Source organism: Micromonospora sp. NRRL B-16802, assembly GCF_001279555.1.
In the GTDB taxonomy this organism is placed as follows: domain Bacteria; phylum Actinomycetota; class Actinomycetes; order Mycobacteriales; family Micromonosporaceae; genus Micromonospora; species Micromonospora profundi.
On record NZ_LGEB01000013.1, the window covers coordinates 25,040 to 51,293 of the forward strand.

Here is a 26,254-nt window from a genome sequence, read left to right on the forward strand (position 1 = left end):
GCCGGACGGCGGTGGGACACCGGGCGGCGCGGCGGCCGGCGTGGGCGGCCAGGACGGGGAGGTGGGGTTCGGCGGTCCGGCGCGGTCCTCCGCGCTCACCGACGGGACCCGTTCCGCGCGTACGGCGCTGCCGTTCCACGCCGTGCGTGGACGGCGCGCGACGTCACGCTGCTGTGCCTCATCGTTTCCTCGCTGCGCTGATCACATGTCGAGGGTAGGTGATGCGGGCACCGGAGTGACGGTACGCAGGAAGCCGCGAGCGTCCAGGAAGTCGCCCAGACTGCCCCGGTGGTCGGCGCACGCGAGCCAGGTCTTGCGTCGCTCGGCGTCGTGCAGGCGCGGATTGTTCCACTCCAGGGCCCAGACGGCTGTGGCACGGCAGCCGCGGGCCGAGCAGACCAGGGCCTCGTCGGCAGGGGAGGGGATGCTCATCACGGCCAGTCTAGGGCGGCCGGAGAGGAAGTTTGAGCGCCGGGCGGCCACGGGGGGAGCCGCCCGGCGACGGGATGAATGGTACACACCACGGGCGGGTCGGTGTCCACCCGTGACGGGCGATTCGGTTGGCGGGGACGACGTGGCGAAAATCGGCTTCTCCCCACCACCACACTCAGCCGGGCGTGCGAGTCTTGATACCGCACCAGCCGCGACGACCGACAAACGCTGTGGAGGACCGGTGGCCCAGCCGACCACGCCCGATGCCCCGACGCCGAACGGGGCGGCACCGGAGACGCCCGCGCCGGTGACGACGCCCGCGCAGGATGCCACCCTGTTGGAGAAGGCGCTGTTCGAGATCAAACGGGTGATCGTCGGGCAGGACCGGATGGTGGAGCGGATGTTCGTGGCGCTGCTCGCCCGGGGTCACTGCCTGCTCGAAGGGGTGCCCGGGGTGGCAAAGACCCTGGCCGTGGAGACCCTCGCCAAGGTTGTCGGCGGCTCGTTCGCCCGGGTGCAGTTCACACCGGACCTGGTGCCGGCCGACATCATGGGCACCCGGATCTACCGGCAGTCGAGTGAGAAGTTCGATGTCGAGTTGGGCCCGGTCTTCGTCAACTTCCTGCTCGCCGACGAGATCAACAGGGCGCCGGCCAAGGTGCAGTCGGCGCTGCTGGAGGTGATGAGCGAGCGGCAGGTGTCCATCGGCGGGGAGAGCCACCGGGTGCCCGAGCCGTTCCTGGTGATGGCCACCCAGAACCCGATCGAGCAGGAGGGCGTCTACCCGCTGCCGGAGGCGCAGCGGGACCGGTTCCTCATGAAGATCGTGGTCGGCTACCCGACCGACGCCGAGGAACGCGAGATCGTCTACCGGATGGGCGTGGCCGCTCCGGAGCCGGCGGCGGTCTTCGACACACCCGACCTGATCGCCCTGCAACGCAAGGCGGACCAGGTGTTCGTGCACAACGCGCTCGTCGACTACGCGGTCCGGCTGGTGCTGGCCACCCGTACCCCGGCAGAGCACGGCATGCCGGACGTCGCCCAGCTCATCCAGTACGGGGCCAGCCCGCGCGCCTCGCTCGGCCTGGTGCGGGCCACCCGCGCGCTGGCGCTACTGCGCGGCCGGGACTACGCGCTCCCGCAGGACGTGCAGGACATCGCCCCGGACATCCTGCGGCACCGGCTGGTGCTCAGCTACGACGCGCTCGCCGACGACGTACCGGCCGACCACATCGTGCACCGGGTCATGTCGACGATCCCGCTCCCGGCGGTCGCACCCCGGCAGCAGGCCACCCCGTCGCCCACCGTCGCGCCGCCGGGTGCAGGCTGGCCCGGGCAGCGGCCGTGACCTCACCCACCCCTCGTCCCGCCCTCCTCGGCGACCGCAGCGAAGCGGTGCTGTCCCGCCTCCAACTGCTCGTCACCCGCAAGCTCGACGGCCTGCTCCAGGGCGACTACGCCGGCCTGCTGCCGGGGCCGGGCAGCGAGGCGGGGGAGTCGCGGGAGTACCGCCCCGGCGACGACGTACGCCGGATGGACTGGCCGGTCACGGCCCGGACCACGACGGCGCACGTGCGGCGTACGGTCGCCGACCGGGAGTTGGAGACCTGGCTGGCGTTGGACCTGTCGGCAAGCCTGGACTTCGGCACCGGGCAGTGGCTCAAGCGGGAGGTCGTGGTCGCCGCCGCGGCGGCCATCGCCCACCTGACAGTGCGCGGCGGTAACCGGATCGGCGCGGTGATCGGCACCGGCGGTGGCGCGCTCACACCGACCCGCCGGTGGCGCGGCGGCCCACCGCCGCCCGGGCCGGGGGTGCTCACCCGGCTGCCGGCCCGCTCGGGCCGCAAGGAGGCGCAGGGCCTGCTGCGTACGGTGGCCGGCACCGCGATCCAGCCCGGCCGGGGCGATCTGGGCGCCCTCATCGAGATGCTCAACCGGCCACCCCGACGACGTGGGGTGGCCGTGGTGGTCTCGGACTTCCTCGCGCCGGCCGAGCAGTGGGCCCGGCCGATGCGCAAGCTGCGGGTGCGGCACGATGTGCTGGCGATCGAGGTGGTGGACCCGCGCGAGCTGGAGTTGCCCGACGTGGGGGTGTTGCCGGTGGTCGATCCGGAAAGCGGTGAGCTGCACGAGGTGCAGACCGCCGACCCGCGCCTGCGGCAGCGGTACGCCGAGGCTGCCGCCGCCCAGCGCGCCACGATCGCCGCCGCGCTGCGCGGCGCCGGCGCGGCCCACCTGCGTCTGCGTACCGACCGAGACTGGCTGCTGGACATGGTGCGTTTCGTTGCCGCGCAGCGGCACGCCCGCACCCGGGGGACGACACGATGATCCGTTTTCTGCAACCGTGGTGGCTGCTGGCCGTGCTGCCGGTGCTCACCCTCGCCGCGTTCTACGTCTGGCGGCAGTTGCACCGCCGGGATTACGCGATGCGGTTCACGAACGTGGACCTGCTGCGGACCGTGGCGCCGAAAGGCCTGGGCTGGCGGCGGCACGTCCCGGCGACGGCGTTCCTGCTCTGCCTGTTGGTGCTCGCCACCGCGCTGGCCCGCCCGGCGATGGACCGGAAGGAGCCACTGGAGCGGGCGACAGTGATGCTGGCCATCGACGTGTCGCTGTCGATGCAGGCCGACGACGTGAGGCCGAACCGGCTGGAGGCCGCGCAGGAGGCGGCCAAGCAGTTCGTCGGCGAGCTGCCGGAGAGCTACAACCTGGGCCTCGTGTCATTCGCGAAGGCGGCGAACGTGCTGGTGCCGCCGGGCAAGGACCGGGACGCGGTGACCGCCGCGATCGACGGGCTGGTGCTGGCCGAGGCGACAGCCACCGGTGAGGCGGTGTTCACGTGCCTGGAGGCGATCAGGTCGGTGCCGGCCGACGGTGCGGCGGGCATCCCACCGGCACGGATCGTGCTGCTCTCCGACGGGTTCCGCACCTCGGGTCGATCGGTGGAGGAGGCGGCGGCCGCCGCGCAGGCGGCCAACGTGCCGGTGTCCACCATCGCCTTCGGCACCGACACGGGCCAGGTCGACATCGGCGGGCAACTCCAGCGGGTGCCAGTGGACCGGCTCGCGCTGGCGGAGCTTGCCGAGACCACCGAGGGCTACTTCTACGAGGCGGCGTCGGTGAGCGAGCTGAAGCAGGTCTACCAGGACATGGGCAGTTCGATCGGCTTCCGCACCGAGCCACGCGAGGTGACCCAGTGGTACGCCGGACTGGCGCTGCTCCTGGCGCTCTGCGCCGGCTCGCTCAGCCTGCTCTGGTCGTCCCGGATGCTCTGAGCGAAGGGCCGGCGGTGGTCAGTGGCCGCCGCCGGGCAGGGCTCGGTGGCTGGCCGGCCGGGTCAGTGGCCGCCGCCGCCGGCCAGGACGAAGATGACGGCCACCCAGACGGCGGCGAGGGTGAAGCCCAGGGGGGCGACGTAGCGGCTCATTGATGACTCCGGGTGGCGGCTGGACGGTCCGCGGGGCAGGGCGGACCGCAGTGGGGTGGGGACGCGCACGCGAAGTCGTGACCGGGCGGCTCCCGGCAACCGTCCGGTCATCGGACGGCGCGCGGCCAACCCCGGCGTCAACCGGGGTGGCGAGGGAGCGGAGCTGGGTCAGCTCACCAGACTGAGTCGTGGCTCAGCGGGACTGACCATCGGCCCGGCCACGACTGGGAGGATCGCTATCTCGCACAGCGATCACCTCCTGCAAGTCGGGCGGGCCGGAACGTCGATGATCGTACACCCGAGGTGTCGACAGGACGCACTCGGCCGACCGGTCCGGGACCTCTCCACCACCCGGTGCGGGTCACCCGCCGCGCAGGGCTGGGTGTGACGTGTCCCCGTTAGCGCTTACCTGTCGGTAGCGCCTAGGCTCCGACGCGTCTGTGCTGACCATTTGCAAGGAGGAACAGTGGCCCGAACCGTGCTGGTGACCGGGGGTAACCGGGGGATCGGCCTGGCCATCGCGCAGGCCTTCGCCAAGCAAGGTGACCGGGTTGCGGTTACCCATCGCAGCGGCGAGGCACCGGACGGGCTGTTCGGCGTACGCGCCGACGTCACCGACGCGGCCTCCGTCGACGCCGCGTTCACCGCCGTCGAGGCCGAGCTGGGGCCGGTCGAGGTGCTCGTCGCCAACGCCGGCATCACCGACGACACGCTGCTGCTGCGGATGACCGAGGAGCAGTTCACCGGCGTGGTGGACACCAACCTCACCGGCTCGTACCGGGTCGCCAAGCGGGCCTCCAGCAAGATGCTCCGGGCCAAGTGGGGCCGCATGATCTTCATCTCCTCGGTGGTCGGCCTCTCCGGTGGCGCCGGGCAGGTCAACTACGCCGCGAGCAAGGCCGGCCTGGTCGGCGTGGCCCGGTCGATCACCCGTGAGCTGGGCAGCCGCAACATCACCGCGAACGTGGTGGCACCCGGCTTCATCGACACGGACATGACCGCCGGCCTGTCCGAGGACCGCAAGGCGGAGATCCGCAAGTCCATCCCGGCCGGCCGGATGGCCACCCCGGACGAGGTGGCCGCCGTGGTGACCTGGCTGGCCTCCGACAGCGCCGGGTACGTCTCCGGCGCCGTGATCCCTGTCGACGGCGGCCTCGGTATGGGCCACTGACCCCCTTTGATTACGGAGGAAACCTGCATGTCCGGACTGCTCGCCGGTAAGCGGCTGCTCGTCAGCGGTGTCATCACCGACGCTTCGATCGCCTTCTCGGTGGCGAAGCTCGCCCAGGAGAACGGCGCGCAGGTCGTGCTGACCGGCTTCGGACGGCTATCCCTGGTCGAGCGGATCGCCAAGCGGCTGCCCGAGCCGGCGCCGGTCATCGAGGTGGACGTGACAAACGCCGAGCACCTGGCCAGCCTCGCCGACCGGGTCCGTGAGCACGTCGACGGGCTCGACGGCGTGGTGCACTCGATCGGCTTCGCCCCGCAGAGCTGCCTCGGCGGCGGTTTTCTCGACGCGCCCTGGGAGGACGTGGCGACCGCCCTGCACGTCTCCACCTTCTCGTACAAGTCGCTGGCCATGGCGGCGCTGCCGCTGATGTCGCCCGGCGGCGCGGTGGTCGGCCTGACCTTCGACGCCACGAAGGCGTGGCCGGTCTACGACTGGATGGGCGTGGCCAAGGCCGGCCTGGAGTCCGCGTCCCGCTACCTGGCGCTGCACCTGGGCAAGCAGGGCATCCGCAGCAACCTGGTCGCCGCCGGGCCGCTGCGCACCATCGCCGCGAAGTCGATCCCGGGCTTCGACCAGTTCGAGGACGCCTGGACCGAGCGGGCGCCGCTGGGCTGGAGCCTCACCGACCAGGAGCCGGCCGCCCGGGCCTGCCTCGCGCTGCTGTCGGACTGGTTCCCGGCCACCACCGGCGAGATCGTCCACGTCGACGGCGGCTACCACGCCATCGGCGCCTGACCTGGTGTAAGGAAGGGCCCCTTCTTAACGCCTCAGGCATAGGAAGGGGCCCTTCCTAACACGGTGCGATCCAGTGGTCACCGCCCCGACCGGATGGTGTGCCGGCTGGCGAGGAACAATGGGGCCATGTCGTACGACGCGGTGGTGTTGGTGTCCTTCGGCGGGCCGGAACGGCCCGAGGACGTGATGCCCTTCCTGCAGAACGTGACCCGGGGCCGGGGCGTGCCGCCCGAGCGGCTGGCCGAGGTCGCCGAGCACTACCAACACTTCGGCGGGGTGTCCCCGATCAACCAGCAGTGCCGTGACCTGCTGGCAGCCGTCCGCGCCGACTTCGCCGCGAACGGTGTCGACCTGCCCGTCTACTGGGGCAACCGCAACTGGGACCCGATGCTCGCCGACACCGTGACGCAGATGCGCGACGACGGCGTCACCCGCGCGCTGGCCTTCGTCACCAGCGCGTACGGCGGCTACTCGTCCTGCCGGCAGTACCAGGAGGACATCGCCGCCGCCCGGGCCGCCGTCGGCCCCGACGCCCCGGTGATCGAGAAGCTGCGCCAGTTCTGGGACCACCCCGGTTTCATCGAGCCGCACGTGGACGCTGTCCGGGCCGCTCTGACCCAGCTCGACCCGGCCCGGCGCGACACCACCCGGCTGGTGTTCACCGCCCACTCCGTGCCCACCTCGATGGCGGCAAGCGCCGGCCCGCACGGCGGCCGGTACGAGGCGCAACTGCACGAAGTCGCCCGCCTGGTCGCGGCGGCCGCCGCCCCCGACCTGGAGTACGACCTGGTGTGGCAGAGCCGCTCCGGCCCGCCGCAGGTGCCGTGGCTGGAGCCGGACGTCAACGACCACCTCGCCACCCTCGCCGAGAACGGCACGACAAGCGTGGTGGTCAGCCCGATCGGTTTCGTCTCCGACCACCTGGAGGTGGTGTGGGACCTGGACACCGAGGCGCTGGAGACCGCCAAGCAGCTCGGCCTGGACTTCGTCCGGGCCGGCACGCCGGGCACCGACCCGCGCTTCGTGGCGATGGTCCGTGAGCTGGTCACCGAGCGCACCGACCCGGACGGTGCGCAGCTGCGCCGCCGCCTGGGTGAGCTGCCGATGTGGGACACCTGCCCCACCGTCTGCTGCGTGCCGACCCGCCGCCCCTGACGACCCAACCGCCCACCGACACCCCGGGGAATCATCGATGCAGGACCGCAAGCCGGTGCAGAGCTGGCTGACCGACATGGACGGCGTGCTGGTGCACGAGGGCCAGCCGGTGCCCGGCGCGCCGGAGTTCGTCAACCGGCTGCGCTCCTCGGGCAAGCCGTTCCTGGTGCTCACCAACAACTCGATCTACACGCCGCGTGACCTGACGGCCCGGTTGAGCCGGATGGGGCTGGACGTCCCGGAGGAGGCGATCTGGTCCTCCGCCCTGGCCACCGGCCAGTTCCTCGCCGACCAGCGGCCGGGCGGCACCGCGTACGTCATCGGTGAGGCCGGCCTGACCACGGCGCTGCACGCTGTCGGCTACGTGCTCACCGACTTCGCCCCGGACTACGTGGTGCTCGGCGAGACCCGCACCTACAGCTTCGAGGCGATCACCAAGGCGGTTCGGCTGATCAACGACGGGGCGCGGTTCATCTGCACAAACCCCGACGTGACTGGCCCGTCCGTGGAGGGCGCCCTGCCCGCCGCCGGATCCGTCGCCGCGATGATCTCCAAGGCGACGGGGGTGGAGCCGTACTTCGTCGGCAAGCCCAACCCGATGATGATGCGGTCGGCGTTGAACACCATCAACGCGCACTCGGAGAGCACCGCGATGATCGGCGACCGGATGGACACCGACATCCTGTGTGGCCTGGAGGCCGGCCTGGAGACCATCCTGGTGCTCACCGGAATCAGCAGCCGCACCGAGGCGGAGCGCTACCCGTACCGCCCGTCCCGGATCGTCAACTCGGTCGCCGACCTGCTCGACGAGGTCTGACCGTCAGCTTGGGTGGCGCGTCGTTGACCGCGCTGCGTTGATCGCGACCGCTGGTCGCCGCCGCTGATCGCGCGGTAACCAGGATGCAGTGGTAACGCTCCTACGTGGACGCCCTCCCTGGATCGAGCACGATCATGCCTGTGGCGTCGCGCGGTGGTGCCGCATTGCGGCGGAGCGGTCAGGGGCGCAGGGGGGCGTTGCAGGCGGCGACGAGGGCCTGCCGGCAGGCCGCGGTGAGTGGTCGCAGCGCCGCATCGCGTTGCTGCGCCTCGTAGTTGTTGATCGCGCCGCCGGGTGCGGCGTGCCCGGCCAGGGCGAGCACCCGGTCGAGCACCGCGGCGCGGGCGAACAGCCGGCGTGCCCGCGGGTCGAAGCCCGGCGGCAGGTCGGTGGCACCGTCCGGGCGGCGCAGCGCGGCAAGCGCCCCGGCCAGTTCGGGCCGCCACTGGGCGACGTCGAGGCGGGTCAGCGCGGCGGTGGTCTCGGCCAGCGCGGCAGCCAGCTCCGCCTCGGCCTCGGCGGCGCCGGGCAGTGCGAGGGAGGCGGCGGGCGCGTTTGCGGGCAGCGGGTAGACGCGCCACAGCACCGTCTCGAAACAGTCACCCGAGCCCGAAGTGTGGTTGCGGACCTGGGGGATCAACCCGAGCCCACCGGCCACCACCGCCTCGCCTGTCACCAGCGCCGCACCGGCGAAGTCCCCAGGACCGGGCAGGCCGCGGGGGTCACCCGGCGCGGGCAGCACCAGCCGGATCTCGTCCGGGGAGAGCTTGGCCAGGGTGGGCAGCGCGGCGCCGAGCGGGACGTCGGTCCAGGTGCCGGGGGCGTCCGCAACGAGGTGCTCCTCGTCGCCGGCGATGGCGTCGGCGACCTCGTCGAACGGCACCAACCCGGCGCGCCACGCGCGCACCCAGGCAACGAACCGGCTCGACCGGCGCGGCGCGAGTGTGGCCGCGCCCGTTGCGGGGGTGGACATGCCGAAAGGGTACGTGGTCACGACCGGCCCTGTCTCGGCTGCCGCTCCGACCGCCCGCCCTGCCCCGAACTACCCCGTTCGCCCACCTCCGCCGGCCCTGCCCCATGAGCCCTCACCCCACCCCCAGCGTCGATCATGGGGTTGTGGTGGCCGAAAGATGATGTTTGGCCATGGTTCGTGGGGCACCACAACTCCATGATCGACGGGGTTGGGCGGTGGGCTTTTGACCGTGATGGCGTGTTGGGGTGGGGGGTTGGGGTTGGCGGCGTTAGCGTGATCGACATGGCGGGGCGATACGGCGAGGACGTGCTGGCGGGGGACTGGCGGCGGCGGAAGGTCACTCCCGAGGTGGACGCCGAACCGGATCTCGTGGTGGAGGACGCCGACTCCGGGTTCTGCGGAGCGGTGGTGGGCTTCGACTCCGGAGCTGTCGTCCTGGAGGACCGGCACGGCAAGCGGCGCAACTTCCCCCTGCTACCGGCGGCGTTCCTGCTCGACGGTCGCCCGGTGACGCTGCGCCGCCCGACCCGCGCGCCGGTGCCCACGGCCCGTCGACGGACCGCTTCCGGCTCGGTGGCGGTGGCGAACGTCCGCGCCCAGGTCGCCAAAGCCAGCCGCATCTGGGTGGAGGGCATTCACGACGCCGCGCTGGTCGAGCGCATCTGGGGCGACGACCTGCGGATCGAGGGCGTGGTCGTGGAGCCCCTGGACGGCATCGACGAACTCGACGCCGAGGTGCGCGACTTCGGCCCGGGGCCGACCCGTCGGCTCGGTGTGCTCGTCGACCATCTCGTGCCCGGCAGCAAGGAGAGCCGGATCGTGGCTCGGGTCAACTCGCCGTACGTGCTGGTGACCGGGCACCCCTACGTCGACGTCTGGCAGGCGGTCAAGCCGGCGGCGCTGGGTATCACGGCCTGGCCGGTGGTGCCCCCGGGCCGCCCGTGGAAGGAGGGCGTCTGCGCTGCCCTCGGTGTGGCCGAGCCGGCCGACATGTGGCGGCACATCCTGTCCCGGGTGAACAGCTTCGCCGACGTGGAGACGCCCCTGATCAACGCGATGGAACGCCTCATCGACTTCGTCACCGAGCCGGCCTGACAACCACCGCCGCCGCTGGGACGTGGGCGACCAGCCGCCGCCGGGACATAGGCGCGACTCAGGGCTCGTCGTCGGGGTCGCGGGTGTAGACGAACGTCGCGATGTCCAGCGCGACGGCACGGCCCCGCTCGTCGCGCAGGACGGTGAGGATCTCGCCGTCCTGTTCGCCGGCGCGGCCCCGCCACCGGTCCGGGCCGGCGGCCACGAAGCGCAGGTCGGGTGCGCCGACCGGGCCGGCGTGCAGGTCGCCCGCGCTGTCGGCGTACACCTCGATGGAGGTGCCCATCCACCACCAGCGGCTGGTCAACTCGGCGAGGTCGGCGGGCGGCGCGGCCTCGGCCGGCTGCCACGGCGTGACCGGGGCCGGCTCGGCGTCCAGCACGAGGGTGAGCAGTTGCCGGCCGAGCGCGCCGATGTGCCCGGTACGGAAGCCATACGAGTTGGCGAAGCCGACAACTGCGGTACGGCTGGGTCGGTGCACGGCCAGCGAGGCGACGTAGCCGGGCATGGAGCCGCCGTGCCCGACGTACACCCGGTTGTCTTCCCGATGGAGTTCGAGGCCGAGACCGTGCCCGTGCGTCCATGCCGTGTGGTCGCTGATCACCACGGGGGAGCACATCTCGGTCAGGGTATCGGCGGCCAGTACCGACGGGTCGGGGTCGGCGAGGAACGCGGCCCAGCGGCCCAGGTCCTCGATTGTCGACCAGAGTTGCCCAGCGGGGGCCATCGCCCCGGTGTCGGTGCGGGGTTCCTCGCGCAGCGTGTCGTGCCAGGGGTGGACGACGTAACCGCGGGCGAACGGTTCGGTGGCCGAGTAGGTGGTGCGGCGCATACCGAGCGGGGTGAGGATCCGCTCGTCGAGGAGGTCGATCCAGGGCGTCCCGGTGAGTCGTTCGAGCATTCCGCCGAGCAGCGCGTACGCCAGGTTGGAGTAGTGGTACGTGGCGTGCGGCGGGTGAGCGATCTTGTCGGCGGTGAGGCCGGCGAGCAGGGTGGCCAGGTCGACGCCGGCGGCCCGCTCCCACCAGTCGCCGTCGGGTTCGCGTTGCAGACCGCTGGCGTGCGCGAGCATCTGGCGCACTGTGAGTTCGCCGACGCCGGTGCCGGGCAGGTGGCGCTCCAGCGGGTCGTCAAGCGAGAGCCGGCCGGCGTCGCGCAGCTGCATGACAAGCGTGGCGGTCATGGTCTTGCTGATCGAGCCGAGCCGGTATTGCAGGTCGACGCCGGGGCGGGGGTGTTCGCCTGCGGTGGCGAGGTGCGCCAGCGTGCCGTCACGGACGACGCCCAGCACCAGTGACGGGACGTGGCCGTCGGCCTGAGCGCGGGCGACCCGCGTGTCGATCTGCCGGGCGGTCTCGGGCAGCAGCGTCAACGAAAACTCCTCGTTTGACCGGTCGGATACGGGCCGTGCGGTTGCCTCCGCCGAGCCTACTGATCATCACGGGTGGGCTGCTCGTGCATTTCCGTGTCACGATCGTGGTGTGGACGCCGTGGTGTGGATCGTATTGGGTGTGGTTCTGGCGGTCGCCGAGATCTTTACGACGACGCTTTTCCTGATCATGTTCGGGGTCGGGGCGTTCGCCGCTGCCGGCGCCGCGGCTCTTGGCGCGCCGGTTTCCGTGCAGGCGCTGGTCTTCGCTGTGGTGTCGGCGTTGAGCCTGGTGATGGCCCGGCCGGTCGTCCGGCGGCACCGCCGCTCCGCGCTGGAGAGCGGTGAGCAGCCGTTCGGTGTGGAGGCGATCGAGGGGTCCACGGCGCTGGTGCTGGAACGGGTGGACGCCGAGCAGGGCCTCGTCAAGATCGACGGGGAGTTGTGGACCGCGCGGGCGTACGACACGACGCAGACTTTCGAAGCCGGTCAACGGGTTCGGGTGATAAAGGTCCGGGGCGCGACGGCCCTGGTGTGGCAGGACGATGTTTCGTCCGCCGGCGAGCTGCCGGAAGCGAGAGGGTAAACGGATGACGGTTATAGGTGTGCTGATACTCGCGGTGGCGTTGATCGCCGTGATTACGCTGGCGAAGGCGGTGCGGATCGTTCCGCAGCAGCGCCAGGATGTGGTGGAACGGCTCGGCAAGTACAAGCGCACCCTCAACCCTGGCCTCAACCTGTTGGTGCCGTTCGTCGACGCGGTGCGCACGAAGGTCGACATGCGCGAGCAGGTGGTCAGCTTCCCGCCGCAGCCGGTGATCACCTCGGACAACCTCGTGGTCTCGATCGACACGGTTCTCTACTTCAAGGTGGTCGACTCGGTCCGGGCGACCTACGAGATCTCCAGCTTCCTTCAGGCCATCGAGCAGTTGACCGTCACCACGTTGCGTAACGTGATCGGCTCGCTGGACCTGGAGCGGGCGCTTACCAGCCGCGACGAGATCAACAGGCACCTCTCCGGGGTGCTTGACGAGACCACCGGCCGCTGGGGCATCAAGGTGACCCGGGTCGAGATCAAGGCGATCGAGCCGCCGGCAAGCATCCGCGACTCGATGGAGAAGCAGATGCGCGCCGAGCGTGACCGCCGGGCGGCGATCCTCACCGCCGAGGGTCACAAGCAGTCGGTGATCCTCACTGCCGAGGGTGACAAGCAGTCGGCGGTGCTGCGCGCCGACGGTGACCGGCAGGCCCGGATCCTGCAGGCCGAGGGTCAGGCGAAGGCTATCCGCACCGTCTTCGACGCCATCCACCAGGCGAACCCGAGCCAGAAGGTGCTCGCCTACCAGTACCTGCAGGCACTCCCACAGATCGCCCAGGGCAGCGCCAACAAGGTCTGGATCGTGCCGGCAGAGCTGACCAAGGCCCTGGAGGGCATGGGCGGCGCGCTCGGCGGGCTGAGCCAGATGGTGGGGGACCTGCCCGCACCCGAGGCAGCCGAACACGCGAGCCAGGTCGAGCGGGAGGCCGCGGAGGCGGCGCAGGCCGCGTCAGACGCCGCCCAGCAGATCCACGACGAGGTACGCGTCGCCGAGGCTCAGGCCACCGGTGGCAACAAGCCGAAGGGGTTGCCGGCCCCGGAGCCGGTGTCCCCGACCAGTCTCGTGGAGGACCCGGCGGACCAGCGCGAGCGCGGCTGATCCGTACACCGGCCAGCCGGCCGGGTAAATACGAAAAAGACTCATGGGGCGCTCCGTAGCCTGCCACGATCGGTCCTAGGACGGGTGGTGACCAGGTGATCGGGGCGCCCCGGCGCGTCTCGCACCGCTCGTGGACGAGCGAGGTGACGCATGAAGGATCCCGTGAACCGAACGTGGTCCTCGGCCCCGATACCCGGCGCGCACGACCCGATCGCCCCACTGGGCTCCCGGCGCAGCGGCGGCGGCTTCGGCGTACTGCCCTTCGTCGGCGAACCGACCCCGCCCGGGCCGGCGACAAACGCCAGTTGGGCCTGGTCGCTGCGCAGGTTCGCGCGGGCCGCGGTGTGGCTGCTGCCCGCGTACGCCATCCTCTACGGCGTGGTCGCGATGGCCAGCGACGGCGGGGTGGGCAACGATCCGTATCCGGCCGACGGCCAGGCGGCGTACCTCATCGGTTGGGTCGCGGCGGTCTGGCTGGGCCTGCTCGCGCTGCTGGCGCTCACCGGGTTGCTGGCCGCGACGCGCAGCCGCCGGGTGGCGGTGGCCGGGCTGATGGTCAGCATCGCGGGCACCGTGCTCATGCTGCCCTTCGCCGGGCTGGCCGAGCAGACGCCGGTCTTCGGCACCACCGCGCGTTCGCTGGTACTGGTCGGTGCCACCTTCTACAGCGTGGGCTGGTTCCTCACCGGGTGGGCGGTGGCCCGTTCCGGCTCGTTCAGCCTCGGCGACGGGGTCATGCTGATCATCGCGGCACCGCTGCTGGGCCTGGGCGGCGCTCTGATCGGCTCGCTGCAGACGTTCGGCGCGATCTTCGTGCTGGTCGCCGGCATTGGCATCGGCTACCGCTCCGGCCGCCTGATGCCCCGCGAAACCGTCCGCGACGCCGCAAGCGCCAGCCTAACCACCCCCAATCCCTGACGCCCACGCCCGCCGGCGGCCTGCCGCCCGCCCGGTGCTCATGAGGTTGGCGTGCTCGGTTCCGGCGTGGCGCACCGCCAACCTCATGATCAACTGGCCGAGCGCTGGTCAGGGGCGGTGAACTTGCTGACAGTTAGGTTGTGAGGGTGGTCGGTTGGCGGCTTTCGTGGCAATCCTGGGGACCATGGCCGCCTCTCGCTCGCCGCTGTCGCGGCTGTTCACAGTGCTGCTCGCAGGCTTGCTGGCCGGGCTCGTCCTGGCCGTGGCCGCCCTGCCGGGCAACCTGCTGCTCGGGTTCGCCGCCCAGTCCGCGATCGGCACGTACGCCGCGCTGCCCGAGGCTCTGCGTACCCCGGCCACGCCGCAGCGTTCGTATCTCTACGCGAACGACGGCAAGACGCTGATCACGACGTTCTACGACGTGAACCGCACGGACGTCGCGCTTGCGGACATCGCACCTGTGATGCGCCAGGCGATCGTGGCATCGGAGGACCGGCGGTTCTACGACCACGGCGGCGCGGACGTGCGGGGTCTGCTCCGGGCGTTGGTGGCAAACGTCAAGGGCGGTGGCAATGAGCAGGGCGGCTCGACGCTGACCATGCAGTACGTCCGTAACGTGCTCAAGACCGACCCCACGCGCAGCGCCGAGGAGCGGGCCGCCGCCACCGACCCCACGATCGGCCGCAAGGTCCAGGAGATCCGGTACGCGAGCGCGCTGGAGCAGAGCCTCAGCAAGGACGAGATCCTGAACCGGTACCTGAACATCGCCTACTTCGGCTCCGGCGCGTACGGGATCGCGGCGGCCAGCCAGCGTTACTTCGGCAAGCCTCCGGCCCGGTTGACGCTCGCCGAGGCGTCGCTGCTCGCCGGCCTTGTGCAGTCCCCGGACGCGTACAGCCCGATCGACGGTGACAAGGACGCGGCGCTGGCCCGCCGGGGATACGTGCTGGACTCGATGGCCGCCACCGGGGCGATCACCGCCGCGCAGGCCACGCAGGCGAAGGCGGAGCCGCTGACTTTGAAGCCCACCGCGCAGCCCAACGGCTGCACCGCCGTGGCGCAGGGGCACGACGACTGGGGCTTCTTCTGTGACTACCTGCGCCGGTGGTGGCTCACCCAGCCGGCGTTCGGCGCCACGGCCGCGGAACGCGAGCAGGCCCTGCGCTCGGGTGGCTACAGAGTTGTCACCTCCCTGGACCCGGAGGTCCAGGCCACCGCGCAGCAGCAGGCCACGAAGGTCTACGGGTACGACAACAAGCGCGCCCTGCCGATCGCGGCCGTGCAGCCGGGCACCGGGCAGGTACTGGCGATGGCTGTCAACAGGCACTACAGCCTGGCCGACAACCCGGACGGGCAGGCCAACTACCCGAACACGGTCAACCCGTTGATCTCCGGTGGGGCCAGCGTTGACGGGTACCAGGCAGGTTCGACGTTCAAACTGTTCACCATGCTCGCGGCGCTGGAGTCGGGCCGGACCCTGTCCACAGGCTTCGACGCGCCCGCCAGGCTGCCCACCCGGTACGCGGCCGAGGGGCCGGGCAGTTGCGACGGCCGCTGGTGCCCGGTCAACGCCAACCCGGACTGGATGGACGGCTACCGGATGATGTGGGACGGCTTCGGTCGTTCGGTGAACACCTACTTCGTCTGGCTCGCCGAGCAGGTCGGCCAGGACAAGGTTGTGGAAATGGCGCAGCGCCTCGGCATCACGTTCCGTGCCGAGTCGGACGCCGCATTCGCCAAGAACAACGCCGCGAACTGGGGTTCGTTCACGTTGGGCGTTGCCGCCACCACCCCGCTGGACCTGGCGAACGCCTACGCCACCGTTGCCGCCGAAGGCACCTACTGCACGCCGGTGCCGGTGGTCTCGGTGACCGACGCGACAGGCGCGAAGGTGCCGGTCGGGGAGCCGTCCTGCAAGCGGGTACTGGACGCCGACGTGGCCCGCGCCGCCACCGACGCAGCCCGCTGCCCGGTGGGCCAGCAGTCGCCGTACGGGCAGTGCAACGGCGGCACCGCCACTGTCGTGAACCGCATCCTCGACGGTCGGCCGGTGGCCGGCAAGACGGGTAGCTCGGAGGAGAACGCCACCGAGACGTTCGTCGGCTTCACTCCGCAGGTGGCGGTCGCCGGTATCGCCGCCAACCCGGACGACCCGACCGACTCGGTGGGGTCCGCCGTGCAGGCCAGGGTGATCGACGCGGTTGCCCGGGTCATCGGCACTGCCGTCAAGGGTCAGCCGGAGAAGGCGTTCACTGCTCCCAGCCGTGAGTTGGCCGGCGAGCCTCGCCGCCCGGTGCCGCGCGCCCCGGCCACTCCCGACCGCGAGCGTGAGCCCAGCCAGGACCCCCGCTCGGCCCTGCAACGCTGGCTCGACCGTCGGGGCTGACAGCGAAGCCCTGTCGACCCCGGTCAGCGCTCCCGACGGCGAGGACGGTAGGTGCTGATCGTCGATGGCAGGCCGCGCCGGATGATCCCGGCCCAGTCGGTGTCGCCCCGCAACACCGCCGACGCCGTGTTGCGCGCCTGCTCAAGCGTGAAGTGCGGCGGGAGCATCAGTTCGGCCGGGTCGACAAGCGCGTTGATCACCACCGGTCGGTCGGCGGCGAGCGCCCGGTCCCAGACGTCCGGCACCTGAGCGGGGTCGTCGACGAACTCGCCGTGCAGCCCGAGCACCTGCGCCCACTGGTGGTAGCCGATGTCCGGCAACTGCTGGCTGTCCGGGAACATCGGCGTTCCCTCGCTTGAGCGCTGCTCCCAACTGACGAACGCCAGATCCCGGTTGTTGAGCACCAGCACCACGAAACGCGGGTCGGCCCAGCCGCGCCAGTACTTGGCAACCGTGATGAGTTCGTTTACTCCGTTCATCTGCATCGCGCCGTCGCCGATCAGCGCCACAAGGGGCCGGTCCGGGTGGGCGAACTTCGCGCTCAGCGCGTACGGCATGGCGCCGCCCATTGACAGCAACGTGCCGGAGAGGCTTGCCAACATGCCGGGCCGGACCTGCACGTGCCGGGCGTACCAGGCGGTAGCGGTGCCGCAGTCCACGGCGAGCATCACGTCGTCGGGCAGCCGGTCGTTGAGGGCGCTGAACAGCAACTGGGGGTTGACCGGGTCGGCTCTCTGCTCGGCCAGGTCCCGCTGCGCCCGCCGCCACGCCGAGGTGGCAGTGGCGATCTCCGCCCGCCAGGCGGTCGGCCCGGGGCCGGGGCCCAGCTCCCGCAGCAACGCCCGCAGGGTGGGCCGGGCGTCGCCGGTCAGGTTCACCTCGGTCGGGTACCGCAGCCCGAGTTGGGAGCCGTCCAGGTCGATCTGCACGGCACGGGCCTGCCCGGGCGGTGGATAGAACTCCGAGTACGGCATGTTGCTGCCCACGATCAGCAGCCGGTCGCAGTCGTTCATCAACTTCCAGCTCGGCCGGGTGCCGAGCAGTCCGATGGCGCCGGTCACCCACGGTTCCCGGTGGTCCACTGCGGTGAAGCCGAGCAGCGCCGTGGCGACCCCAGCGCCGAGTCGCTGGGCGATCTCCCGGACCTCTTCCTGCGCCCCGAGCGCGCCCTGGCCGACCAGCATCGCGACCTTGTGCCCGCCGCGAAGCACCTCGGCGGCCCGGCGCAGGTCCGCCTCGGGCGGCACCGTCGGAGTGCTGCTCGGCACGTTGCTCGTGTGGTAGTAGCCGTGGGCGTGCGGTGGGTCCGGGATGGCGGGCTCGTCCTGGAGGTCCGAGGGCAGCACCAGCGCCGTGACGGTACGACGGGCCAGCGCCGTACGGCACGCCCTGTCGACAAGGTGCCGGACCTGCGCCGGGTGGTCGAGCTGCGCCAGGAAGCCCGAGGCCACGTCCTTGTAGAGGGCCAGCAGGTCGACCTCCTGGTAGTAGCCGCCGCCCTCCGCGGTGACAGCCGTGTGCCCGACCAGGGCGACCACCGGCTGGTGGTCGAGTTTGGCGTCGTACAGGCCGTTGAGCAGATGGATGGCCCCGGGCCCGCTTGTCACAAGCGCGCAGCCCAACGGCCCACCGCCGTACTTGACGTGCGCGGACGCCGCGAACCCGGCGGTCTCCTCGTGCCGCACCTGGATGAACTGGGCACGTCCGCTGGTGCGTTGCAGCGCGGAGGTGAGGCCGTTGATGCCGTCGCCGGGGTAGCCGAAGTAGCGGTGCACGCCCCAGCTGAACAGGCGGGAGACGATGTGGTCCGCGACGGTCGGGCGGCGTGGCAGAGTGCCCGCTTCGCCCGGCGGCGGGTGATCAGCGCTCACCTGACTGGTCCTTCCCGTCGGGCCCGATGCTCCGCCGGCCATTCCCGTTCTCTGCCGGACAAAACGCCCCGAAAGGTGGGTGGCGGAACGCACGGGTGGCCGTCCGGCAGAATCGTCGGGTGCCCGTCCACCAGATCACCGACCCCGACGACGACCGGATCGCCGACTACCGCGCGCTCACCGACGTCGAACTGCGCACCCGCTGGGAACCGCCGCACGGCCTGTTCATCGCCGAGGGCGAGTTGGTGTTGCGCCGCGCGCTGCGCGCCGGCTACCCGGCCCGGTCGTACCTGGTGGACGCCAAACGCATAGACCAGCTCGCCGACCTGGACACCGGCGACGCGCCCGTCTACGCGGCAACGCAGGACGTGCTGGAGAAGGCCACCGGCTTCCACGTACACCGGGGGGTGCTGGCGTCGTTCCACCGCCGGCCGCTGCCGACGGCGGCCGAGGTGCTCGCCGCCGCGCGCCGGGTGGTGATCCTGGAGGACGTCAACAACCACACGAATCTCGGCGCCATCTTCAGGGCTGTCGCGGCGCTCGGCGTGGACGCCGTGCTGCTCTCACCGAGCTGCGCCGACCCGCTCTACCGGCGCAGCGTGCGGGTCAGCATGGGTGAGGTGTTCGCCGTGCCGTACGCGAAGCTGGACCCCTGGCCGGACGCGCTCGCCGAGGTCCGGGCGGCCGGTTTCGCCGTGCTGGCGATGACGCCGGCGCCGGACGCCGTGCCGATCCAACGCCTCGACGCCGCCCAGCGTGCCCGCTCGGCGTTGCTGCTCGGCGCCGAGGGCGCCGGGTTGACCCGGGCCGCGATGGACGCCGCCGACGCCCGCGTGGTCATCCCCATGCGCCGTGGCGTCGACTCGCTCAACGTCGCCGCCGCCACCGCCGTCGCCTGCTGGGAGTTGAGCCGCGACGACCCTTGGTGACGACCGTCCGTCAGGTGTCGTGATCTGGGGTCACGGAGGGTAGCGTGTCGGCCGTGTTCCCTACCGTCCGTGAGGTTCTCTCCCTGGACCCGGTCCGCCACGGTACGCCGCGCGTGGTCGCCGGGGAGGCCGGGCTGGACGGTCGGGTCCGCTGGGTGCACGTCGCCGAGGTGCCCGACATCGCGAGCCTGCTCGGCGGCGGTGAGCTGGTGCTCACCACCGGGATCGGGCTGCCCGCCGACGACGCGGGGTTGCGCGCGTTCATCGGCGACCTCGCCGACGTCGGTGTGTCCGGGCTCGTCGTCGAGCTGGGCCGCCGCTACGGCAGCGGGGTGCCCCGGGTGATGATCGCCGCCGCCGAGCGGCGCGGGCTGCCTCTTGTCGAGCTACGCCGGGCCACCCCGTTCGTGCGGATCACCGAGGCGGTGCACGCGCTCATCGTCGACGCGCAGCTCACCGAACTGCGGGCCACCGAGGAGATCCACCAGCGGTTCACCGACCTCTCGGTCGAGGGCGCCGACGCCGCCGAGGTGATCCGGCAGGCCGCCGACCTGTCCGGGTGCCCGGTGGTGCTGGAGAACCTGTCCCGGCAGGTCCTCGGATACGACCCGGCGGGGGAGAGCGCCGAGCTGCTGCTGGACGGCTGGGAGCAGCACTCCCGCCGGATCCGGCCTGCCGGGCGGACCGCGTACGACCCGGACAGCGGCTGGCTCGTGACGGTCGTCGGCGCCCGGGGACAGGACTGGGGGCGGCTGCTGATGCGCTGGCCGGCCAGCGGTGAACTGCCCACCCGACCGGCCGGTGAGTCGACCCCACCGAACGCCGGACCTCCGACCCGGCTCACCATCCTGATCGAGCGGGCCGCGTCCACCCTCGCGCTGGGCCGGCTGATCCGCCGCGACGCCGAAGGGCTGGAACGGCAGATCCACCGCACCCTGCTCACCGCCCTGCTCGACCACTCCCGACCGGTGGACGAGGTCGCCTTGCGCGCCAAGGCGCTCGGCGTGGTGCTCGACCGTCGGCACCTCGTCGGCGTGCTGGTCCGGCACCGCGCCGACGACCCCGCCGCGGAGGGCCGCCCCGAGGACGGGCAGGCCCGACTGCGGGACCTGTCCGAGGCCGTGGGCCAGGCGCTACGGGAGGCGAAGCTGACCGGGCTGACAAGCGCCGTCGACGACAACTCGGTGGGCGCCCTGCTGGCACTGCCGGACCCGGCCGCCGAGGACCGCGCGCTGTCCGCGTTCGCAAGTGCCCTTCGTCGGGTACGCCTCGACACCGGCGCGGTCCGCGCGACCGCTGGCGTCGAGCCGACACGGGTGACGTCCAGCGCCGATTCCGCGCGGGCGGGCGGTCAGGTGTCCCGGACGGTGTCCGGGTCGGAGCTGCCTCGGGCGGCGGCCAGCTTCGAGGTGCCGCCCCGGGTAGCGTTCGGCGGCGAGGGCGCCCGGGTGGCGAACGCCGTCGATCCGGCCCGGACTGCCGGCGGCGCCCCGAACGGGTTGATCGTCGCGGCCGGGTCCGGGGTGAGCAGCCTGCGGGAGGCACGCCGGTCGCTCGTCGAGGCGCGGCAGATCGCCGAGGCGGCCCGCCGGGACCGGCGTGACCTGCCGGTCTTCCGGCTGCCGCACGTCGGCCTGGCCGGGCTGCTGCACCTGCTGCGCGACGAGCCCCGGTTGCAGACGTTCGTGGAGCGGGAACTCGGCGCGTTGCTGGAGTACGACGCCCGGCACCCCCGGGAGCAGCTGCTCGACACCCTGCGCGCGTACCTGGAGCAGGGGCGCAACAAGACCGCCGGTGCCGCCGCCGCCCACCTGTCGAGGCCGGCCTTCTACGAGCGCCTGGCCCGCATCGCCCGCATCCTCGACGTCGACCTCGACTCCGTGGAAGCCTGCCTCTCCCTCCACGTGGCCCTCCTGGCCCTGGAGGCAGTCCGAACCCCCTGATCCCCGACCGCGATCGGTTGAGGGCAGGGCGTCAGGGCGTCAGGGCAGGGTCTTCGCGTAGGCCGGAGGGATGTGGTTGGGGCCTCCGGGGGTGAAGACGTCGGAGTTGGCCACCGCGGACCAGGCTGTCGCGGGGACGGCCTCCACCAGGGCCCGGATCACCGGGGCGTCGCGCCACTGGTCCTGCTCGGCGAGCAGGCCGAGGGCCACCACCGACTCCTCGACCTCGCCCACGCACTCGAACGGCTTGTGCCCGTCCACACCCAGCAGCTCCCGGTAGCCGGGGATCTGCGACTCGTCGGCCAGCAGGTCACCGCCGAAGATGTGGGTGACCCGCTCGCGTGGCATGAACGGCGCCATGGCCAGGAACACGAACCGGCACTTCGGGCAGTTGCGGCACCAGCGCTCGCTCGCGTCGCGCAGCTTGAACGCGGCGTTGCAGCTGGTCACCACGTCGTCGTAGCGGGTGAACTCGGCGAACAACCTGGCGATGTGCAGCTCGGACAACGAACGCAGCAGCGAGAAGTACGGCTCGGTCAGGCCGGCGTGCTCGGCAAGCGCCGAGCGCAGCAGCCCTTCGGCCTCGACGCCCTTGGACCACTGGTGGTTGATCTCGTGGCCGTCCCAGACGAGGTTCGGGTCGGACGCCGAGCGCTCGTTCGACATCACCACCGGACCCAGCCCGTGCAGGACGGCAGTGGCGACCGCGATGAGCGAGTTGATGGCGGTGACCGGGATGTGGCCGTTCAGCGCGCCGGCCGCGTTCAGGTCGAACAGCACCGGGTCGATGCGCCGCCGGGCCGCGAGCGGGGTCAGCCCGGACGCCTCGTTCACCGAGACGATCACGTGGTTCGGGTTGACCGAGAACGGCACCGGCTCCAGCTCGGCCCGGCGCAGCGCCTCCAGGCTGACGATGGAGTCCTTGCCACCACCGACTGCGGAGAGCGGGCGACGGTCGGAGTTGTCGTACACCCGTGGCGGCTCCGGCGAACCCGCCGGCACCTCCGGGCGCAGTTCGAGCACGTGCGGCAGCTGGTTGCGGTACGCGTACTCGGCGAGGCCCTTGGTGTAGACGGCAGTGACGTAGTCGACGGTGGCCGCGCCCAGCGGCGCCGGCAGCACCAGGCGGGGCGGCGCGGCGGTCTTGTAGTAGCTGACCCCGGCGACCAGGTGCAGCAGCTCCAACACCCGGCTGAGGGTGGCCGCCGTCTCGTCCGACGGTGGTTCCGTCGGCAGCGGGAGGGTGATCACCTCGGTGAATCGTTGCTCGCCGGCTGGGCCGGTCAACGCGTAGTCGAACAACACCTCGCCGGTGACGAAGTCGATCGAGTAGGACGGGAAGGTGAAGGCGTCCATCCGCCGGAGTTGCTCGTTGGGCACACGCCATACTAGGCCCTGGTTCGTCCGGCCGTGTCCGGACCGGGCCCGTCCAGTCGCCGCCGCGATCCCTGAGGAGAATCCCTTGCGCCTGTCTGACCTGCGCGGACGTACCGTCGCCGTCTGGGGGGCCGGTCGGGAGGGCAGGGCCGCTGTGACAGCGATCGCCGCGCACGGCCCCGCCGAGCTGGTCGCCGTCGACGACAGCGCCAACTTCCTGTCGCTGCCGTGGGACGGCCCGCTGGCCGAGGCGGCGCCGCTGGTCACCGGCGAGGCGGGCTTCGTCCGGCTGGCCGCCGCCGATGTGGTGGTCCGCTCGCCGGGTGTGCCGCAGACGCATCCCTGGCTTGTCGAGCTGCGCCGACGGGGCGTTCCGGTCACCCAGGGCACCGCGCTCTGGATGGCAGACCACGCCGCTCGCACCGTCGGGGTCACCGGCAGCAAGGGCAAGAGCACCACCTCCAGCCTGATCAGCCACCTGCTCACCGCGATGGGCCGGCCGAACGTCTTCGGCGGCAACATCGGCGTACCGACCCTCGACCTGCCCGAGTCGGAGCTGTACGTGCTGGAGCTGTCCAGCTACCAGTGCAGCGACCTCACCGACTCGCCCCGGGTGGCGGTGGTCACGGCGTTGTTCCCCGAGCACCTGGACGCGCACGGCGGGGAGCGGGAGTACTACCGGGACAAGCTCAACCTGCTCGCCCACGACCCGCAGACGATAGTGGTGAACGGCGCGGACCCCCGGCTCGCCGCCGAGCTGGGAGAGCTGCCGGCGGTACGGGCGGGTCGCCCGGACACCACCCACGTCGCCGCCGGCCTGGACGGCACCCCCTGGTTCCACTTCGGCGACCAGCCGCTCTTCCCGCGCGCCGTGCTGCCGCTCGTCGGCCGGCACAACGAGGGCAACCTGTGCGTGGCCCTCGCCGTGCTCGACGCGCTCGGCATCGACGTGGTGGCCGAGAAGGACAGCCTCGCCATCGCCGTCGCCGAGTTCCAGGGGCTCGCCCACCGGCTCACCGAGATCGCCGACCCGTCCGGGTTGACGTTCGTCGACGACACACTGGCCACCAGCCCGTACGCGGCAATGCACGCCATCGACGCGTACGAGGGGCGGCCGTTGACGGTGATCGTCGGCGGCACCGACCGGGGTCTGGACTACACGCCGCTGGCCGAGCACCTCGCCGAGCGGGAGTTGACGGTGATCGGCATCCCGGACAGCGGCGCCCGCATCGTCGAGGCGCTCGCCGGCCTGCCCAAGGTGCGTGCCGAGCTGGTCGACGACCTGGTCGACGCGGTCCGGTTGTCCCGGGAGCTGACTCCGGCCGGTGGGGTGGTGCTGCTGTCGCCAGCCGCGCCGAGCTACGGCCGGTTCCGTAACTTCGAGCACCGCTCGGAGGTCTTCGCTCAGGCTGTCGCCGACACCGCAGGCAGTCAGCGCGCGTGAAGCGTGGAGTGCAGGGCGCGCATCGAGCGGATCGCCGAGCGGATCTCCTGGAGGTAGCGCCCGGGTGTGAGGGTCTGCTCGGGTAGCGCCGCCGGGTCGGTCAGCGCCGGGTCCACCCCTACGGTGTCGATGTGGCAGCCGTACGGGATCGCCAGGGTGCGCAGCGCGTCGCAGTGCTGGAACGGCACGTAGAGCGGCGCGGTGACCATCAGCACCTCGTCGCCCGGTGCGAGCTGCGCGTGCCCGGCCCAGAACCGCTGCGTGTCGGCGGTGTGCGCCCGCCGCCGGTGCGGTTCGCTCGACGGCGCGGCGAGCACCCGCACCGGTGGCAGACCGGCCGGCCGGTAGGTCCGCGACGACCAGGAGTGGTGCGGGTGCCCGGCGTCGATTCCGTCGTGCTCCGCAGGCTCGGCCACACCGAACACCCGCCGCACCGTCGAGTCCAGCACGTCCACCTCGGTGTCGTCGACCGGCAGGTCGGCGTCGGTAAGTGTCGCGCGTTCCCAGTCGGACAGCGGTCGGAAGCTGCCCAGCACCGCCACCTCGCCGTCCACTGTCAGCCCGGCGCGCAGCAGGTGCGCGGCGTAGGCGACGCGGCGCACGCAGGCATGCGCCAGGCCGCCGAGCACCACCAGGTGGGCGTACGCGCTGCGGACGGGCCGCACCGGGTGGATCAGCCCTAGGGCGGCGGCCGAGGCGAGCACAAGCGCGGCGGCGGCCGGGTCGAGGTCGGGTTCCCGGGCGTCGGGCCGCTCCCGGCCGGCGCGGAAGTCCCAGTGCCGGGCGGAGAACTCGTCAAGGAAGCGGAGTACCTCGGTGAGGTCGCCGTCGGGCCAGGTGCCGCCGAAGTGGGCGACCAACCGGCGGAGCGGGTCCGCGCACACCCACGCGGCGATGCCGGCGGTGGGCTCGCCCGGCGCCCCGCCGGGCAGCGGTACGGGCAACTCGGGCACCGACGGATCGTACCGGTGCCGCGGCGTACGTCGGCGCTGCCCGGCGCGGACCGGATGCCTGACGCACTGTCAGGAGCGCGCGTCCGCTGCGCTACACAGTGGCAGTTGTCCATACTGGCCGGCGGTGGGACCGTGCGGTATCCGCGTACGCCTTCGAAAGGTGCCCCCGATGACCGATGACCTGCTGGCACGGCACAGGGCTGTCCTGCCGTCCTGGATGCCGCTCTACTACGCCGAGCCGATCGAGCTGGTCTCCGGTTCGGGCCGCCGGGTCACCGACGCGCAGGGGCGTACCTATCTGGACTTCTTCGGCGGGGTGCTGACCAACATGGTCGGTTACGACATCCCGGAGATCCGGGAGGCGGTCGAGCGCCAGCTCGCGACAGGCATCGTGCACACCTCGACGCTCTACCTGATCCGCCAGCAGGTCGAGTTGGCCGAGAAGATCGCGCAGCGCTCGGGCATCCCGGACGCCCGGGTCTTCTTCACCAACTCGGGCACCGAGGCGAACGAGGCGGCGCTGTTGGTGGCCACCAACTACCGCCGCTCGCACCAGATCCTTGCGGTGCGCAACAGCTACCACGGCCGGTCGTACGCGGCGATGGGCGTCACCGGCAACCGCACCTGGTCGGCGAGTGGCCTCAACCCGTTGCAGGTGGCCTGGCTGCACTCGGGTGACCGGGTGCGTGGTCTGCTGGCCCGGCTGAGCGCGGGGGAGCAGGTCGACGCGGCGGTGGAGGATCTGCGCGAGGTGCTTGCCACCCAGACCACTGGCGACGTGGCCGCGTTGATCGCCGAGCCGATCCAGGGCGTCGGTGGTTTCGTGCACCCGCCGGACGGGCTCTTCGCGGGCTGGAAGAAGGTCCTCGACGAGCACGGCATCCTGTTCATCGCCGACGAGGTGCAGACCGGCTGGGGACGTACCGGTGAGCACTTCTGGGGCTACCAGGCCCACGGCATCACGCCTGACCTGCTCACCTTCGCCAAGGGCGTCGGCAACGGGTTCGCCCTCGCGGGGGTGGTCGGTCGGGCCGAGGTGCTGGAGTCGGTGCCGGGGATCAGCTTCTCCACGTTCGGCGGCAACCCGATCTCGACGGCGGCCGGCAACGCGGTGCTCGACTACCTGGTCGCGCACGACCTCCAGGCGAACGCGGCCCGCGTCGGCGCGATCCTCGCCGACGGCCTGCGGTCCGCCGTGGGCGGCCTCGACTGCGTCGCCGAGGTACGCGGAAAGGGGCTGATGCTCGGCGTCGAGTTCGTCGTGCCGGGCACGAGTGAGCCGGACCCGGCGCTGACCAACCGGGTCTTCGAGGCGTGCCGTACCGGTGGCCTGCTCGCCGGCAAGGGCGGCCTGTACGGCAACGTGCTGCGGATGGGCCCGCCGTTGACGCTTACCGAGGAGGAGGCCCGTGAGGGCCTTGCCATCCTCGTCGACGCGATCCGCTCGTCGGCGGAGGTGCCGGCCTGACCATCGCCCGCGCGTCCCGGTCCTGGCCGGATGC

At 71.8% G+C, this 26,254-nt stretch carries 22 protein-coding genes; 16 read left to right on the forward strand and 6 right to left on the reverse strand.

The genetic code is table 11. The annotated features are described in order from the left end of the window. Nucleotides 1–201: 201 nt before the first annotated feature. Nucleotides 202–432: a hypothetical protein gene (locus tag ADK66_RS04200; protein WP_053652557.1), complete on the reverse strand. Its 231-nt coding sequence runs from the start codon at nt 430–432 to the stop codon at nt 202–204. A 241-nt stretch (nt 433–673) separates the two neighbouring features. Between ADK66_RS04200 and ADK66_RS04205 the strand changes: the two genes are divergently transcribed. From ADK66_RS04205 to ADK66_RS04235, 7 genes are all read left to right on the forward strand, one after another. Further along, nucleotides 674–1,780, forward strand: coding sequence for a MoxR family ATPase (locus ADK66_RS04205; protein ID WP_053652558.1), 1,107 nt, complete (start codon nt 674–676; stop codon nt 1,778–1,780). Continuing rightward, on the forward strand, nt 1,759–2,760 hold the full coding sequence (locus tag ADK66_RS04210; RefSeq protein WP_082377191.1) for a DUF58 domain-containing protein: 1,002 nt from the start codon (nt 1,759–1,761) through the stop codon (nt 2,758–2,760). The genes ADK66_RS04205 and ADK66_RS04210 overlap by 22 nt, the downstream gene beginning before the upstream one ends. Then, a complete protein-coding gene (locus tag ADK66_RS04215) occupies nt 2,757–3,707 on the forward strand; it encodes a VWA domain-containing protein (RefSeq protein ID WP_053652560.1) in 951 nt (316 codons plus the stop codon). Before ADK66_RS04210 ends, ADK66_RS04215 begins: the two co-directional genes overlap by 4 nt. A gap of 618 nt (nt 3,708–4,325) precedes the next feature. Next, nucleotides 4,326–5,030: a 3-oxoacyl-ACP reductase FabG gene (fabG, locus tag ADK66_RS04220; RefSeq protein ID WP_053652561.1), complete on the forward strand. Its 705-nt coding sequence runs from the start codon at nt 4,326–4,328 to the stop codon at nt 5,028–5,030. A 27-nt stretch (nt 5,031–5,057) separates the two neighbouring features. Next, a complete protein-coding gene (gene fabI, locus ADK66_RS04225; protein WP_053652562.1) occupies nt 5,058–5,825 on the forward strand; it encodes an enoyl-ACP reductase FabI in 768 nt (255 codons plus the stop codon). Nucleotides 5,826–5,951: 126 nt separating this feature from the next. Beyond that, nucleotides 5,952–6,980: a ferrochelatase gene (locus tag ADK66_RS04230; protein ID WP_053652563.1), complete on the forward strand. Its 1,029-nt coding sequence runs from the start codon at nt 5,952–5,954 to the stop codon at nt 6,978–6,980. 37 nt (nt 6,981–7,017) lie between these two features. Further along, nucleotides 7,018–7,797: an HAD-IIA family hydrolase gene (locus ADK66_RS04235; protein WP_053652564.1), complete on the forward strand. Its 780-nt coding sequence runs from the start codon at nt 7,018–7,020 to the stop codon at nt 7,795–7,797. 178 nt (nt 7,798–7,975) lie between these two features. On the opposite strand, the gene ADK66_RS04240 is transcribed toward ADK66_RS04235, so the two are convergent. Continuing rightward, nucleotides 7,976–8,770, reverse strand: a complete 795-nt coding sequence (locus ADK66_RS04240) for a hypothetical protein (protein ID WP_053652565.1) — start codon at nt 8,768–8,770, stop codon at nt 7,976–7,978. 282 nt (nt 8,771–9,052) lie between these two features. On the opposite strand from ADK66_RS04240, the gene ADK66_RS04245 reads away from it, so the two are divergent. Then, entirely contained in the window at nt 9,053–9,865 is an 813-nt protein-coding gene (locus ADK66_RS04245) for a DUF3097 domain-containing protein (RefSeq protein ID WP_053652566.1), read from the forward strand. 58 nt (nt 9,866–9,923) lie between these two features. Here the strand turns inward: ADK66_RS04245 and ADK66_RS04250 are convergent, their stop codons facing one another. Next, nucleotides 9,924–11,237 carry a serine hydrolase gene (locus tag ADK66_RS04250; RefSeq protein WP_053652567.1) on the reverse strand — a complete coding sequence of 438 codons (1,314 nt, stop codon included), beginning with the start codon at nt 11,235–11,237 and terminating at the stop codon, nt 9,924–9,926. Nucleotides 11,238–11,346: 109 nt separating this feature from the next. On the opposite strand from ADK66_RS04250, the gene ADK66_RS04255 reads away from it, so the two are divergent. From ADK66_RS04255 to ADK66_RS04270, 4 genes are all read left to right on the forward strand, one after another. Beyond that, nucleotides 11,347–11,820, forward strand: a complete 474-nt coding sequence (locus tag ADK66_RS04255) for an NfeD family protein (protein ID WP_053652568.1) — start codon at nt 11,347–11,349, stop codon at nt 11,818–11,820. A 4-nt stretch (nt 11,821–11,824) separates the two neighbouring features. Then, nucleotides 11,825–12,931 carry an SPFH domain-containing protein gene (locus tag ADK66_RS04260; protein WP_053652569.1) on the forward strand — a complete coding sequence of 369 codons (1,107 nt, stop codon included), beginning with the start codon at nt 11,825–11,827 and terminating at the stop codon, nt 12,929–12,931. A gap of 150 nt (nt 12,932–13,081) precedes the next feature. After that, on the forward strand, nt 13,082–13,849 hold the full coding sequence (locus tag ADK66_RS04265; RefSeq protein ID WP_053652570.1) for a hypothetical protein: 768 nt from the start codon (nt 13,082–13,084) through the stop codon (nt 13,847–13,849). 184 nt (nt 13,850–14,033) lie between these two features. Continuing rightward, complete coding sequence (locus ADK66_RS04270) at nt 14,034–16,235, forward strand: transglycosylase domain-containing protein (protein ID WP_231639895.1); 2,202 nt, start codon at nt 14,034–14,036, stop codon at nt 16,233–16,235. 23 nt (nt 16,236–16,258) lie between these two features. Here the strand turns inward: ADK66_RS04270 and ADK66_RS04275 are convergent, their stop codons facing one another. Next, on the reverse strand, nt 16,259–18,106 hold the full coding sequence (locus ADK66_RS04275) for a thiamine pyrophosphate-requiring protein (protein WP_053652571.1): 1,848 nt from the start codon (nt 18,104–18,106) through the stop codon (nt 16,259–16,261). A 26-nt stretch (nt 18,107–18,132) separates the two neighbouring features. Here ADK66_RS04275 and ADK66_RS04280 point away from each other — a divergent pair, with 26 nt between their 5' ends. Both ADK66_RS04280 and ADK66_RS04285 read left to right on the forward strand, forming a co-directional pair. Continuing rightward, nucleotides 18,133–19,035 carry an RNA methyltransferase gene (locus ADK66_RS04280; protein ID WP_082377193.1) on the forward strand — a complete coding sequence of 301 codons (903 nt, stop codon included), beginning with the start codon at nt 18,133–18,135 and terminating at the stop codon, nt 19,033–19,035. A gap of 44 nt (nt 19,036–19,079) precedes the next feature. Further along, nucleotides 19,080–20,978, forward strand: coding sequence for a PucR family transcriptional regulator (locus ADK66_RS04285; protein WP_053652572.1), 1,899 nt, complete (start codon nt 19,080–19,082; stop codon nt 20,976–20,978). Between the two features lie 39 nt (nt 20,979–21,017). Here the strand turns inward: ADK66_RS04285 and ADK66_RS04290 are convergent, their stop codons facing one another. Further along, nucleotides 21,018–22,358: a hypothetical protein gene (locus ADK66_RS04290; protein ID WP_053652573.1), complete on the reverse strand. Its 1,341-nt coding sequence runs from the start codon at nt 22,356–22,358 to the stop codon at nt 21,018–21,020. 82 nt (nt 22,359–22,440) lie between these two features. Here ADK66_RS04290 and murD point away from each other — a divergent pair, with 82 nt between their 5' ends. Continuing rightward, the gene (gene murD, locus ADK66_RS04295; protein WP_053652574.1) at nt 22,441–23,799 is read left to right on the forward strand and encodes a UDP-N-acetylmuramoyl-L-alanine--D-glutamate ligase; all 1,359 of its coding nucleotides are present in this window, start codon (nt 22,441–22,443) and stop codon (nt 23,797–23,799) included. Here the strand turns inward: murD and ADK66_RS04300 are convergent. After that, complete coding sequence (locus ADK66_RS04300) at nt 23,787–24,752, reverse strand: hypothetical protein (RefSeq protein WP_231639896.1); 966 nt, start codon at nt 24,750–24,752, stop codon at nt 23,787–23,789. The two genes, murD and ADK66_RS04300, sit on opposite strands and share 13 nt — an antisense overlap. Before the next feature lie 169 nt (nt 24,753–24,921). Here ADK66_RS04300 and ADK66_RS04305 point away from each other — a divergent pair, with 169 nt between their 5' ends. Further along, the gene (locus tag ADK66_RS04305; protein ID WP_053652575.1) at nt 24,922–26,220 is read left to right on the forward strand and encodes an aspartate aminotransferase family protein; all 1,299 of its coding nucleotides are present in this window, start codon (nt 24,922–24,924) and stop codon (nt 26,218–26,220) included. Nucleotides 26,221–26,254: the final 34 nt, after the last annotated feature.

Excerpts from the sequence above, each read along its gene's own strand:
- ADK66_RS04270 (WP_231639895.1), top strand. The coding sequence starts at position 14,034 with ATGGCCGCCTCTCGCTCGCCGCTGTCGCGGCTGTTCACAGTGCTGCTC.
- ADK66_RS04260 (WP_053652569.1), top strand. The coding sequence starts at position 11,825 with ATGACGGTTATAGGTGTGCTGATACTCGCGGTGGCGTTGATCGCCGTG.
- ADK66_RS04280 (WP_082377193.1), top strand. The coding sequence starts at position 18,133 with ATGCTCCGCCGGCCATTCCCGTTCTCTGCCGGACAAAACGCCCCGAAA.
- ADK66_RS04215 (WP_053652560.1), top strand. The coding sequence starts at position 2,757 with ATGATCCGTTTTCTGCAACCGTGGTGGCTGCTGGCCGTGCTGCCGGTG.
- ADK66_RS04235 (WP_053652564.1), top strand. The coding sequence starts at position 7,018 with ATGCAGGACCGCAAGCCGGTGCAGAGCTGGCTGACCGACATGGACGGC.
- ADK66_RS04240 (WP_053652565.1), bottom strand. The coding sequence starts at position 8,770 with ATGTCCACCCCCGCAACGGGCGCGGCCACACTCGCGCCGCGCCGGTCG.
- ADK66_RS04305 (WP_053652575.1), top strand. The coding sequence starts at position 24,922 with ATGACCGATGACCTGCTGGCACGGCACAGGGCTGTCCTGCCGTCCTGG.
- fabI (WP_053652562.1), top strand. The coding sequence starts at position 5,058 with ATGTCCGGACTGCTCGCCGGTAAGCGGCTGCTCGTCAGCGGTGTCATC.
- ADK66_RS04265 (WP_053652570.1), top strand. The coding sequence starts at position 13,082 with ATGAAGGATCCCGTGAACCGAACGTGGTCCTCGGCCCCGATACCCGGC.
- ADK66_RS04230 (WP_053652563.1), top strand. The coding sequence starts at position 5,952 with ATGTCGTACGACGCGGTGGTGTTGGTGTCCTTCGGCGGGCCGGAACGG.
- ADK66_RS04200 (WP_053652557.1), bottom strand. The coding sequence starts at position 432 with ATGAGCATCCCCTCCCCTGCCGACGAGGCCCTGGTCTGCTCGGCCCGC.
- ADK66_RS04245 (WP_053652566.1), top strand. The coding sequence starts at position 9,053 with ATGGCGGGGCGATACGGCGAGGACGTGCTGGCGGGGGACTGGCGGCGG.